Below are 11842 nucleotides of genomic sequence, written 5' to 3'. Positions count from 1 at the left end.
CTCGTTCGTGAGGTCACGGAGAATCGCGCCCCCGAACGAACGTGCGTCGCACAGACGTAGTGGGAGCGCCACCACTACCGATCGTTCACGCCGTTTTCCCTCGGAAAAGTGGGACCACCGCCGCACGGAGCGCGGCGTACTCCCATTCGACTGCGTCGAAATGGGACCGCCGTCACTTACTCCGCTCGTTCCCTGCTCCCATTTTTCTTCGAAAAAGTGGGACCGCCGTCACTTACTCCGCTCGTGACGAGCCTTACGCTCACTTCGTTCGCGTAAGACGCTGAGAGTCGAACAGTGCAAGACGGTCCTACTCGCTCGCATACGCTCGCTCCGTGGGCTGCGACTTGCTGGCTCGACACTCCGCTCTATCCATAATTCTGCTGCTCGCGGAGTTGCTCGCAGCAGAATATGGGACCGCTGAGAGTCGAACTCAGGTCCTACCGACCCCATCGGCAGAGGATACCACTACCCCACGGTCCCGCGTTTCGGACAACGCCCGTCGATCAATTAAGGGTGTCGTTTTCCGACTCGTCGAGTCGGGCCGCCGCGGCGACCACGCGTGAGAGGAGCTTTCGCTCCGCCCGGCGCAGGTTGTTCGAGACCGCCGTGTCCGAGATCCCGAACCGGTCGCCGAGCGAGGAGAGCGTCTCCCCCCTCGGCGTCTCGAAGTAGCCCCGGTCGACCGCGACCGAGAGCGTCTCGCGTTCGGTCACGGAGAGCGAGCGGCAGGCGGCGAGCAACTCCGAGGCAGGACCGGCGTTTCGAAGCACGTCGAACAGTTCCTCGGGCGAGACCGTCTCGCGTTCGGTCACGGCGAACTCGTTCTCGCGTTCGAGATCCGACAGCGTGTCGTCGGCGAGCCGTTCGTCGTCGAAGCCCACCTCCCAGCACTCGCGTCCGTCCTCGATGTGGAACGGGCCGGTGATGTAGCCGCCGTTCTCGCGGATCGTCCGCATGGCGTTGGTCTCGCCGATGACGGTTCGGACGAGACCGGTGTCTCCGTGTGTCATGAACGAGTCGCACTCGTGGAGGCGGTCGTGCTCGCGGAGCGCCGCCAGCGCCCGTTCGAGTTCGATGTAGGAGTCGGCCTCGACGATCATCCGGGTTTCGAGGCGCTCGCTCGCCGTGTCGAAGTGCCAGTGGAGCGCCGAGAACGCCACCTCGTACTCGTCGGTCGTGTCGATGAACGGGCAGTCGTACTGCTCCATGTCCATGGCGATGTCGATCATGCAGGAGCCTGCGCCCGCGAGACCATAACGATTGTTCCCCTCGGTATCGAAAGGCACTCGACGGTCGCGGCCGAACCGGGCGGCGTGGAAGCCACCGAGCGGTACGCCGACGTCGACGGCTATCGGATGCGCTACCTACGAGCCGGTGACGGCGGCCCGCCCGTCCTCCTGCTCCACGGCGGGCTGATCGACGCCGCCCATCTCTCGTGGGGCGGCGTGATCGACCCGCTCGCCGAGCGCTGTCGCGTGTTCGCGCCGGACCTACTGGGGTACGGCGACAGCGACAGCCCCGACGTCGCCTACAGCACCAAGCGCCACGTCGCCGTCGTCGAGTCGTTCATGGACGCGGTCGGGATCGACCGGGCGAGCCTCGTGGGGCTGTCGGTCGGCGGGGGCGTCGCGCTCGGCCTCGCGCTTCGCTCGCCCGAGCGGGTCGATCGGCTGGTGGCCGTCGCGAGCTACGGCCTCGGCAGGGAGTTGCCGAACGGCCGGCTCACCTACGCCCTCTCGCGGTTGCCGGCGCTGAACCGACTCTCGATCGCGGCCCTCCGGCGGAGCCGCCGGCTGACGAAGGCGAGCCTCGGAGGGATCGTGAGCGACCCCAACGCGCTCCCCTCGGAAGTCGTAGACGAGGTCTACCGGCTCGTCCAGCAGCCCAACGCCGGGCGAGCCTACCGGAGTTGGCGACGCCACGAGGTGGGTTCGAGCGGGTTTCGAACGGACTACCGGACCCGGCTCGGGGAGGTCGACGCCCCGACGTGGTTCGTCCACGGGCGCGAGGACGAGGTGTTCCCGCCCCGGTGGTCCTACAGGGCCGCGGAACGGATGGACGCCGAGTGCTGGCTCGTCTCCGATGCCGGGCACTGGGTGCCACGCGAGCGACCCGACGAGTTCGCCGAGCGCCTGATCGACTTTCTCGACTAGACCAGCACGCGTTCGAGCGCGACCACGCGGCCGGAATCGGCGTCGGGATTCCCTACTAAGCGGCCGAGACAGATCGCCGGCCCGTCGGGCGTGTAGCAGGCGACGAGCGGCTCCTCGTCGGGATCGCCCTCGGCGTCGATGACGCCCGGCGCGTAGACCTGCGCGCCGTGGGCGACCTCGCGGGCGGCGCTCGGCGCGATCGTCACCCGTGGGAGGTGCGCGAGCGCACGCTCGCCGGGTTCGACGAGGTCCCTGAGGGGGGCCTCGTCGCCCTCTCCGGCGAACGCGATCGCGTCGGCCAGGTCGTACAGCGAACACAGCGAGGTGTCGACGAACGGCGTCGTCGCGGTCCGCCGGAGGTGGCCCATGTGCGCGCCCGTCCCCAGCGCGAGGCCGACGTCGTGACAGAGTTTTCTGATGTACGTCCCGCTCTCACAGCGGATTCGGAGGAGGGCTTTCCGTTCTCGAACCTCTAACAGGTCGAGTTCGTGGACGGTCCGGACGCGGAGGCGCCGGGAGACCGCGCTCTTCCGCGGCGGTTTCTGGTAGAGGTCGCCCTCGAACTCGGAGACGACCGACTCGACGTCCGCCGGCGCCGGCCCGTGGAGTTCGAGCACCGCGACGTACTCCTTCTCGCCCTCCAGAAAGGCGGGCGCGAGGCGGGTCGCGGTGCCCGTCAGGACGGGGAGGCAGCCCGTCACCTTCGGATCGAGGGTGCCGGCGTGGGCGGCCTTCTCGACGCCGAGCATGTCGCGCAGCCAGCCCGAGACCTGGTGGGCCGAGGGGCCGGGCGGCTTGTCGAGGTTGACCACGCCGAACTCGACGAGGGAGTCGAGCGAGCGCTCGTCGGGCGGGTCGCGGAGCATCAGAACTCGTAGCGGACGTCGGTCACCGGGAAACCGCCCTCGTCGGTGTCGGGGTCGTAGCGCTCGGCGGCGACCACGAGCAGGTCGGTGGTCTCCTCGGGACCCCAGCGGGCGGTATTGAGTGCCAGATCGTAGATCGAGAGGTCCGAGATGTCGATCCCGTAGTACCCCTCGTAGCGAAGCGCCTCGCTCTCGGCCCGGGTCAGCGTCTCCTCGCGTGCCTGCCCGACGGGCTTGTCCTCCCGGTCGGCGATCCGCGCCGCTCGAACGTCGATCGGCGCGTTGAGCCAGACCCGGAGGTCGGCGTGCTCGCCGGCCATCCAGCCGGCGAGTCGGGACTCGAGGACGAGGTCCTCGCGCTCGGCGGCGAGTTCGCGCAGTCGCCGGTCGAGGTCGCGGTCGATGGCGTCGTCCTCCTCGGCGAGGGCGTTGAACTCCGAGAGCGAGAGGCCGCGTTCGGCCGCGAGTTCGCGAAAGACGTCGCCACCGCTTACGTGCTCGTAGCCGAGCGCCGTGGCGAGGCCGGACGCGGCGGTGCTCTTGCCGCTGCCCGGCGGTCCGGAGACGGTGAGTAACATATCCACTCTCGCCCGGAGAGGCTAAAAGAAGTTTCTATCCGGTCAGCCCGTCGGCGTCGTGCTGATGTTGAGCGACTTGCGCATGATCTGGGTGAACGCCATCGAGCAGACGAAGTACCAGACGATCCACGCCTGCATCGGGCCGACGACGCCGCTGGTCCACCCGACCTGTCCGACCAGCGGCATCACGACCCCGCCGACCTCCTGGAGGTGCGCGTCGGCGCCGCGGGCGCCGACCATCCAGTACATCCAGAGGAACACAGGGATGGTGAGCAGCATGATCCAGACCATCGGCCGGAACTGCTCTTTGAGCATCCCCATCTGCTCGCCCATCGCCTCCATCTGCTCCTCCTGGATGCGCTCCATGGCCTCGTCGTCGCCGCGCTCTTTCGCGCGCTCTCGCTTCTCCTGGATCGCCTTCATCTTGCCCTGGTACTCGCTCATCTTCGAGGTGTCCATCAGGTTCGCCTGCAACAGCGAGGAGTACAGCCCCGTCAGCATGGCGAGAACGAGGATCACGGCGTAAAACGGGAGCACGGCGTTCAGCGGGCCCAGCAACACGTCCATCGCCCCGCCGATGGTGTCCCGTGCGGGGCCCCACGCGTACCCCAGGAAGGTCAGCGCGACCCCGCCGGCGGCCATCTTGTCCCACTTCGACCAGCTCGACTCCTCACCATCCCCGTCGTCGCTCGTGGCCGTCGTCGCCGCCGGGGTCACGTCGCTGTCGACGACCGAACGGACCTCCTCGGGGTCGCGGACCTCGAACCCGTCGACTCCGTCGACGAGGATCCCCTTCTCGATCAGCCGTCCCCACTGCCCACTGGAGATCTCGTCGCGGACGTCCGCCCACTCGACCTCCCCACTGCCCCCGTCGGATTCGCGCAACACGACCGCGAGCGCGCCCTCCATGTCGGGGTTCTCGTCGACGAGGGTCTGTACCTTCTCCGCGGTTCGTCCCATTACCCCGCCGTAGGAAATCGTGCGTAATCAACCTGTTTACTCGACGCGACAGTTCCCACTGAAGCGGATATCTCTCTCTAAATCGGTGCGTAATCAACCTGTTTACTCGACGCGCTCGTCGATCGCGTCCCTGATGTCGTTCCAGACCTCGTCAGGGCTCTGCTCGCCGTCGATCCGGACGAACCCCTCGTGGTCCTCGTAGTGTTCGATGACCGGCGCAGTGTTCTCCTCGAAGACCCGCAGGCGCTCCTTGACGGTGTCCTCAGTGTCGTCGTCGCGCTGAACGAGGCGCTCGCGGACCTCCTCGTCGTCGGGCATGTCGTACTCCGTGTGGTAGTTCTCGCCCGTCTCGGGGTCGACGCGCCGACCCGTCAGGCGGTGGACGAGTTCCTCTTTCGGGACGTCGAGATATAGCACCACGTCGAGGTCGGTGATCCCCTGGAGGTACTCGACCTGCGACTCGTTTCGCGGGTAGCCGTCCAACACGTAGCCGTCGGCGGAGTCGAGCGCCTCGCGGACGATCGCGTTGACGAGTTCGTCGGGGACGAGTTCGCCCGCCTCCATGTACTCCCGCGGCGTCCCGTACTCCGTCTCCATGTCCTTGTTCGCCCGCAGCGCGTCCCCCGTCGTGACGTGTTCGACCCCGTACTCCTCGGCGATGTTCGAACTCTGGGTCCCCTTGCCCGCGCCGGGCGCGCCGACGATCAGGATCTGTGGCTGTGCCATGTCCCCCCCTCCCGCCTCCAGCACCAAAGAGGTACAGGAACTCCGACACGGCCGGTAGACGTGTATCAGAACTCGGCAACACTCGCGGGCCGAAACGACACGGTGAAGTCACGGACGGGAGGAGTACGGACGAGAATGGAACCGAAACGACGCCCCGAATCGGGTCAGAGAGGGCACGTGATCGCTCGATGGGAGCGGCTCGATCGGGGATGGCAGGCAGTGGCGCTCGGACTCGCCGTCGTCGGACTACACTGGTTGCTCCAGACGATCTGATGGGGTTGCGGCAGCATCTTCCGGGAATAGCGACGCTGGTTCTCGTCGGCGCCGGGACCCGAAGCACCGCGGCCGCCGTGGGGGTGAACGACCTCGTTCTCGCGATCGTCGCGGGCGTCCTGATCGGCAACCTCGTCGGCGTACCGTCGTGGGCCGCCCGCGGCGTCGAGAACCACAAGCTCTTCCTCGAGACGGGGATCGTGCTGCTGGGCGCATCGATCGCGATCGAGGAGCTGATCGGCGCCGGCCCGCGGGTCGTCGCGTTGGTCGTCGGGACGGTCGCGTTCGGCCTCCTGCTGGTCGAGGCGATCGCCCGCGGCGTCTTCGGCCTTCACGGGAAGACCGCCTCGCTGCTCGCCGCGGGGACGAGCATCTGTGGGGTCTCCGCGGTCGCGGCGGTCGGACAGGTCGTCGACGCGCGAGGCGATCAGCTCACCTACGCGGCCGCGACGATCGTCTTCTTCGACGCGATCACCCTCGTGCTCTATCCGATCCTCGGGGACCTGTTGGCGCTCAACGCGCGGGAGTTCGGCGTCTGGGCCGGCCTGAGCATGTTCAGCACCGGCCCGGTCGCCGCGGCCGGTTTCGCCCACTCGCCGGAGGCGGGCCAGTGGGCGACGGTGACGAAGCTCGCGCGGAACACCCTCTTGGGCGCGGTCGTCGTCGCGTACTCGATCGGCTACGCGACCCGGAAGGCGAACGATCCGGGGATCAAGCGCCTCTGGCTCCAGTTCCCGAAGTTCCTCGTCGGCTTCCTGCTGGTCGCGCTCGTCGCGAACCTCGGCGTACTGACGCCCGCCTCGCTGGAGGGGATCGGGCGCACCTCCGAGTGGCTGTTCGTCCTCGCGTTCGTCGGGCTCGGCTTCGAGATCCGGCCGGCACGGATGCGCGAGAGCGGCCTGACGCCGGTCGTGACCGTCCTGTGTGCCTTCTGCGTGATCAGCCTCGTGACGCTGCTCGTCGTCCGCGCCCTCCTGTAGTTCCGTCGGCCTTTTGGTCTCGCTCGCGTAGTCGGGGTATGACGAGATTCCGTGCCGAGTCGGACGAGGAGCGCCGAACGCTGTTCGCGGACGCGATCGCCGCCCACCGCGCCCGCGAGAGCCCGTTCTGTACCCTCGAGGCGGAGGCCGACGAGCCGACGTGGATCCAGGTCGGCGAGGGGGACGGGGACGACGATCCCGCGAGTCAGCCGGCGTCCGATTCCGGCGCCGGGCTGGTGAACCTCGACTGCACCGACGGGGAACTCGACCGGCTCGAATCCCTGCTGAACGAGTTCCCGGACTTCTCCATCGAGAGCCTGACCAGCCCCGAGAACGCGGCGGGGACGAACGTTCGCGTCGGGACGTTCGCGGACGAGGACCGACTCGCGGGCTTCGTCGAGCGCTGCTTCCGGACGGTCTACGAACGGCCGGCGGACTACGTCGCGTGGGCGACGGAGGTCTGATACCGTCGGGTCATATATACGCAACTCGCCGGTGACGAAGACGGGCAGGTACCACGCTGGTACTGTTCACATCGACTATCGCCGTTGACGTCCCCATGACCGACAGTGTGGGCCGGTTACTGTTCGATCTCGACGGGGTGGGCGGCGAACAGCCACGCCTCCGGGGAGGTGGCGTCCCGGAGTTCGAGACCGTCCGACCGGTAGTACGCCGAAACCCGACTCGCGGCGTCGTGCTGAAGGGGCATGACCTACCTATCGTCACGGTGATACCTTATTATGTGGCGACTATACCCGGCCGGCAACGGACGAGTCCATGCAGTCGATCCCGACCCCGTGTGGGGGTAGGAACGGCATAAGTGCCGATGGGACGGACCTATACGGGGAGATTGCAGCCCGGAAAGACGAGGAGGGTCGCCCACGTCAGAATCGGCGTCGACGGATACGCGAATGCATCGACCGCTCCGGGGGGAGTCGATGTCGGTCGGCCCGCCGATGACGAAGGCGATCGCCCACGTGACGAGGCCGGGTTCCATCTCATCGAGCACGACGAGCCACGGCGACGGTGGACGCCATCAGCCCGGTCCCCTCGATCGCCTCGACGAGGTCCGCGAGCCGTCCAAGTCCGACGAACAGGAGGACGACGATCGCGACGAGGGCGAGGGCGATGACGACCAGCGCCGCCGTGAGCAGTTTCACGACCCAGGGCTCGACGCGTGGTGCGGGCTTCATGGACGAGTACCGAGGCACGCCGGTGACTTGAAACCGACGTACTCGACCGAGTGAAGGGTTGTGGTCGGGCGTGTCGCGCCGGGCGATACCCGCCGCGGACGACAGGACTGCTGAAGACTCACAGCCGGAGGTGCGAGGTCGAACTCGGCCCGCCGTCGTCGTCCTCGTCGTCGCGGCTCGCGCCCTCGTGGAGGAACCGAACGTCGTCGTCGGTCAGGTAGACCTGTCCGTCCTCGACGCTCACCTCGACGGCGGGGAGGGTCGTCTCGGCCGCGGGACCGTTGTCGCAGTAGCCCGAGCAGGTGTCGAAGATCGACCCGTGTTTCGGGCAGACGACCCCGCCGTCGCGGACCACCGCACCGACGCCCTCGCGGTAGAGCGACTGGGCCTCGTGGGTACAGCTGTTGACCCACGCCTCGATCCCGGAACCGTCCGCGTCCACACAGGGAACGAGGAACACCTCCACGTCCTCGCCGTGGTCGTCACGGACCGTGAACAACCACGCGCCCTCCTCCTCGACCGTCTCGACGCTCGTCAATCGGTGGCGACCGCTCATGGTCGTCTCTCGATCGGAAGGCAGTTTAGCCCCTCGATTCGATCGGGCGATCGGGCAATCGGGCGAGGAGGCCGGCGAAGTCTCGCGTGTCGGGCCGTACGGCGCTGGCGCTGGGCGTGGCGACCGGGCGACGTCGCGTCACACCCGTTCGGTCGTTCGATCGCGTTCCGAACGATCCGACGGCAGGACGACCGCCTCGAAGACGTGCTTCTCGACCCTCGTCGCGGTATCGACCGGATACGACAGTCGCGGCGACGATAGGGGTCATGTGATCGGCCGTACGCTGATTGCCCACCGGGCGGACTCACACGGGGTCCCCACCCATCACTTAATGCATCTGCAGGACGTTAGTTCACGTATCACACACCGACCGACGATCCGTAGCGAGCAGGACTTCCAGCGGGAACTGTGCTACCTCATCAGCGCTGCCGCGCGGAACGACGTCGAGATCAGTCCGATCTCGGTTTGGGTCTGTCACTACGAGGACCGCCCCGACCAGGAGGTCCAAATCAGCGAAATCGCCGAGTGAGCAGACCCATCCTTGGCCGTCCCCGGACAGTTCTCTCCCGTCTTAATGGCCTTTAGTACCGTAGGCGTACGTCTATTCGCGCGGACTCCTCACTATCCCTATGGAACAGTCGACGCTCACGTGTCGCCGGTGTGACTGGGAGGCGACAATCGGGACGGATGATCGGCCACACGAGGCGGACCACGCCGCGATCGATCACCATCTCGTGTTCGGCCATCCCGTCGAACGGGTTCCGGCATCGCGCCCGCTTCCCCGCTACTAACGGCCCCCCGTTCCGATGTCCTCTCCGTCCCTCAGGCGCCACCACCGCTCGGGCGACCGAGGGAGCTATATAAGTACCTTCGAGGATTAAGCCAGATCGCCTTATGCCTCGAAGGGGTATTTGCAGTATATGATGCTCGACTATCGGACTACCTGTCGGGAAACCACCAAACAGCGGAGTACCCAACGGAGGTAAGGCGTGTCCGTCATTGCCTATTTCTCCGTCCCCGTGCAGGACTTCATCTTCGACGACCTCTTCAGCTCTCAACCGAACGTACGGCTCCGGCTCGAAACCATGGTCCCGACCGGGAGCGCGCTCGTTCCCTACTGCTGGATCACGGGTGGGAACGTCGACGCCGTCGAAACGACGCTCAACGAGTCGCCGGTCGTCACGGAGGCCCGACTGCTCGACCGACTCGAGGACCAGACCCTCTTTCGGATCGAGTGGTCCGACGAACTCGACGGGCTGTTCGACGCCGTTCGCGACTCCGAGGCCGTCATGCTCGAGGGCTCTGCGACGAGCGAGGAGTGGTCGTTCCGGTTTCGGTTCCCCGACTACGACGCGCTCTCGGCGTTCTATCGCACCTGCGCGCAAAACGAGATCGGTCTCACGCTCGAGAAGATGCACAACCCCGTCGAACCCAGGGATATGGTCGGCTACGGACTCACCCCCCACCAGCGCGAGGCGCTGCTGAGCGCGCTCGAGGCGGGCTACTTCGAGATCCCGCGCCAGTCGACGCTCGTCGACCTCAGCGAGCGCCTCGGTATCTCCGATGCGGCGACCTCACAGCGGCTCCGCCGTGGCCTCAACACGCTCGTTTCGGCGACGCTCGCGATCGAATCCGCCGACGATTCGTTCGAAGACGACTGAGGACCCGACGGCGTATCCATAAAGACCTTCTATATCGAACCCCTGTAACGCACTACGAGCGGCCCACGCGGCGAACGGGACCACAACCGAAGGTATCAGTATGACACGCACACAGATCCGATCGATCGCATCGTTCGGACCCTCGATCGGCGCCCTCCGTGTCGACCGCGTCGCGTCGAGGGTGACCCAATGAGCGTCTTCGCCGAGTTCTCCGCACCGTCGATCAAGTGTCCGTTCGAGTCCGACCTCCACGCACACCCGTCGGTCACCCTCGAGTTCGAGCGCGTCGTTCCCCTCGAAAACGACACCCACTACCTCTGGCTGGTCGGCGAGCACCACGAGTCGGTCCTCGCGGACCTCCAGGCGAACCCCGCCATCGAGACGCTCGTGTTGGTCGACGAACTCCCGGATCGAACGCTCGTGCGCGTGACGTGGCCGGTCAGGGAGAACCCGATCTTTCAGATCCTGCTCGATACGGAGACGACGCTCGTCAGCGCGACCGCGACCGCCGACGGCTGGGTACTCTCGGTGCGGTGTCTCTCCACCGAGGAGATCTCGCGGTTCTACACCGAGTGTCTCGATCGCGGACTCGAACTGGAACTCCACCGGGTGAACGCCCAGGCCACCACCGACTTGAACCCCTATTACGGGCTCTCGCCCAAGCAGACCGAGGCGATACTGGAAGCGTTTCAGCGGGGCTACTTCGGGGTGCCACGCGGGATCACGACCGATCGACTCGCGGACGTACTGGGGATCTCGCCGCAGGCCGCCTCCGAACGGCTGCGACGGGGTGTGCGGACCCTCATCGCGTCGACCCTCCTCGAAGAGGTGGACGAGTCGGGTTCCGACACCGAAGAGTAGCCCGCCGGATGCGCGTCGGTGCCCGTCCCATAGAGTAATATACCGGTTTCGCTATTTGTAGGTCACCGGCGGAAACGGCATCGGACGACATATATTATATATTACTACTTGATTTTTGAAGGGGTTTATACGCTCTCGCCTTGTAGGAGTAACTGATCGTGCCATGAGCGTGATCGTGGAGCTGACGATTCCGGTCGAGGACTTCCTCCTCGGCGACGTACTCAGCGAGGGCTCCGACATTCGGATCCATCTCGAACACGTCGTCCCGATCGAGGACAGCGGCGTCCCCTATTTCCGGATTCAAGACGACACGCTCGAACGAATCGAGGAAGCACTCTTGGACGCTTCCGACATCGCCTCCTACGAGATGGTCGATACGATCGGCGACGAGGCGCTGGTGCGCGTCGAGTGGGCGGGTGAGTCGGATGGCCTCATCAACGCGATCGTGGCCAGTAACGCGGCGGTGCTCCAGGCGGTCGGCTACAACGGAATCTGGGACGTAGAGCTCCGGTTCGACACGCACGAGGACCTCACGGCGTTCTACCACCAGTGTGTCGAGAGGGGGATCTCGCTCACGCTCAAGCGGATGCACAACCCGGGACTGCCGAACCAGAGCGGGCTGGGGTTCTCGCTGACGGAGCGCCAACGCGAGACGCTGTTGAAGGCGTTCGAGGAGGGGTACTTCGAGATCCCGCGCCGCATGGACCTCGTCGAACTCGCGGACGTGCTGGGGATCTCGGACACGGCCGTCTCCCAACGGCTGCGACGGGGGATCACGGCGCTGCTGGCCACGACCCTGTCCGAGGCGACCGAACCCGATCGGGAACCGGACGCGGACGCCGAGTCTGGCCTCGACACCTGAGGGAGGGCGTCAGCGCTCCGGGAGCGGGGGGATCTTCGATATCGATATAATGCCCTTCGACACCTATGCAATGGCACTATCCGACAGGGAGTCGTAGTAGAAAACTGCCAAGGGAGCCTTGGCGATGGGGCCGGGGGTGAAGGGTGCCTCTGACAACTGCCCGAGCTCCGATT

The 11842-nt window shown here is 66.2% G+C and carries 17 protein-coding genes and 1 tRNA gene; 9 read left to right on the top strand and 9 right to left on the bottom strand.

Annotated elements, in window-relative coordinates:
• Positions 1-409 precede the first annotated feature (409 nt).
• Positions 410-480, bottom strand: a tRNA-Pro gene (locus QRT08_RS11275).
• 23 nt (positions 481-503) lie between these two features.
• Positions 504-1229, bottom strand: a complete 726-nt coding sequence (locus tag QRT08_RS11270; protein WP_286046050.1) for a helix-turn-helix domain-containing protein — start codon at positions 1227-1229, stop codon at positions 504-506.
• Between the two features lie 84 nt (positions 1230-1313).
• Between QRT08_RS11270 and QRT08_RS11265 the strand changes: the two genes are divergently transcribed.
• A complete protein-coding gene (locus tag QRT08_RS11265; RefSeq protein WP_286046049.1) occupies positions 1314-2153 on the top strand; it encodes an alpha/beta fold hydrolase in 840 nt (279 codons plus the stop codon).
• Here QRT08_RS11265 and QRT08_RS11260 read toward each other — a convergent pair.
• The 4 genes from QRT08_RS11260 to QRT08_RS11245 form a co-directional block, all read right to left on the bottom strand.
• Positions 2150-3019, bottom strand: a complete 870-nt coding sequence (locus QRT08_RS11260; RefSeq protein WP_286046048.1) for an RNA-guided pseudouridylation complex pseudouridine synthase subunit Cbf5 — start codon at positions 3017-3019, stop codon at positions 2150-2152. The genes QRT08_RS11265 and QRT08_RS11260 overlap by 4 nt on opposite strands.
• Positions 3019-3597 carry a (d)CMP kinase gene (gene cmk, locus QRT08_RS11255; protein ID WP_286046047.1) on the bottom strand — a complete coding sequence of 193 codons (579 nt, stop codon included), beginning with the start codon at positions 3595-3597 and terminating at the stop codon, positions 3019-3021. Before cmk ends, QRT08_RS11260 begins: the two co-directional genes overlap by 1 nt.
• A gap of 42 nt (positions 3598-3639) precedes the next feature.
• A complete protein-coding gene (locus QRT08_RS11250; RefSeq protein WP_286046046.1) occupies positions 3640-4557 on the bottom strand; it encodes a DUF106 domain-containing protein in 918 nt (305 codons plus the stop codon).
• A 102-nt stretch (positions 4558-4659) separates the two neighbouring features.
• Positions 4660-5283 (bottom strand): adenylate kinase, encoded by a 624-nt coding sequence (locus QRT08_RS11245; protein ID WP_286046045.1) that lies wholly within the window; start codon positions 5281-5283, stop codon positions 4660-4662.
• A 135-nt stretch (positions 5284-5418) separates the two neighbouring features.
• On the opposite strand from QRT08_RS11245, the gene QRT08_RS11240 reads away from it, so the two are divergent.
• The 3 genes from QRT08_RS11240 to QRT08_RS11230 are packed head-to-tail and all read left to right on the top strand — an operon-like array spanning position 5419 to position 7000.
• The gene (locus QRT08_RS11240; RefSeq protein WP_286046044.1) at positions 5419-5556 is read left to right on the top strand and encodes a hypothetical protein; all 138 of its coding nucleotides are present in this window, start codon (positions 5419-5421) and stop codon (positions 5554-5556) included.
• On the top strand, positions 5556-6536 hold the full coding sequence (locus tag QRT08_RS11235; protein ID WP_286046043.1) for a YeiH family protein: 981 nt from the start codon (positions 5556-5558) through the stop codon (positions 6534-6536). The genes QRT08_RS11240 and QRT08_RS11235 overlap by 1 nt, the downstream gene beginning before the upstream one ends.
• A 38-nt stretch (positions 6537-6574) precedes the next feature.
• On the top strand, positions 6575-7000 hold the full coding sequence (locus tag QRT08_RS11230) for a DUF7975 family protein (RefSeq protein WP_286046042.1): 426 nt from the start codon (positions 6575-6577) through the stop codon (positions 6998-7000).
• Between the two features lie 116 nt (positions 7001-7116).
• Here the strand turns inward: QRT08_RS11230 and QRT08_RS11225 are convergent, their stop codons facing one another.
• The 3 genes from QRT08_RS11225 to QRT08_RS11215 all read right to left on the bottom strand — a co-directional run bounded on the left by QRT08_RS11225 (position 7117) and on the right by QRT08_RS11215 (position 8285).
• The gene (locus QRT08_RS11225; RefSeq protein WP_286046041.1) at positions 7117-7245 is read right to left on the bottom strand and encodes a hypothetical protein; all 129 of its coding nucleotides are present in this window, start codon (positions 7243-7245) and stop codon (positions 7117-7119) included.
• 289 nt (positions 7246-7534) lie between these two features.
• On the bottom strand, positions 7535-7729 hold the full coding sequence (locus tag QRT08_RS11220; protein WP_286046040.1) for a hypothetical protein: 195 nt from the start codon (positions 7727-7729) through the stop codon (positions 7535-7537).
• A 118-nt stretch (positions 7730-7847) separates the two neighbouring features.
• Entirely contained in the window at positions 7848-8285 is a 438-nt protein-coding gene (locus QRT08_RS11215; protein ID WP_286046039.1) for a Rieske (2Fe-2S) protein, read from the bottom strand.
• 331 nt (positions 8286-8616) lie between these two features.
• On the opposite strand from QRT08_RS11215, the gene QRT08_RS11210 reads away from it, so the two are divergent.
• From QRT08_RS11210 to QRT08_RS11190, 5 genes are all read left to right on the top strand, one after another.
• Complete coding sequence (locus QRT08_RS11210) at positions 8617-8814, top strand: hypothetical protein (protein WP_286046038.1); 198 nt, start codon at positions 8617-8619, stop codon at positions 8812-8814.
• Positions 8815-8914: 100 nt separating this feature from the next.
• On the top strand, positions 8915-9076 hold the full coding sequence (locus tag QRT08_RS11205; RefSeq protein WP_286046037.1) for a hypothetical protein: 162 nt from the start codon (positions 8915-8917) through the stop codon (positions 9074-9076).
• Between the two features lie 198 nt (positions 9077-9274).
• On the top strand, positions 9275-9946 hold the full coding sequence (locus tag QRT08_RS18835; protein ID WP_286046036.1) for a helix-turn-helix domain-containing protein: 672 nt from the start codon (positions 9275-9277) through the stop codon (positions 9944-9946).
• Between the two features lie 189 nt (positions 9947-10135).
• On the top strand, positions 10136-10807 hold the full coding sequence (locus QRT08_RS11195) for a helix-turn-helix domain-containing protein (RefSeq protein ID WP_286046035.1): 672 nt from the start codon (positions 10136-10138) through the stop codon (positions 10805-10807).
• Between the two features lie 163 nt (positions 10808-10970).
• Complete coding sequence (locus tag QRT08_RS11190) at positions 10971-11669, top strand: helix-turn-helix domain-containing protein (protein WP_286046034.1); 699 nt, start codon at positions 10971-10973, stop codon at positions 11667-11669.
• The last annotated feature ends 173 nt before the right edge of the window (positions 11670-11842 follow it).

It is taken from the genome of Halalkalicoccus sp. NIPERK01 (genome assembly GCF_030287405.1).
In the GTDB taxonomy this organism is placed as follows: Archaea; Halobacteriota; Halobacteria; order Halobacteriales; family Halalkalicoccaceae; genus Halalkalicoccus.
This window is presented reverse-complemented; position numbering and strand designations above follow the sequence as displayed.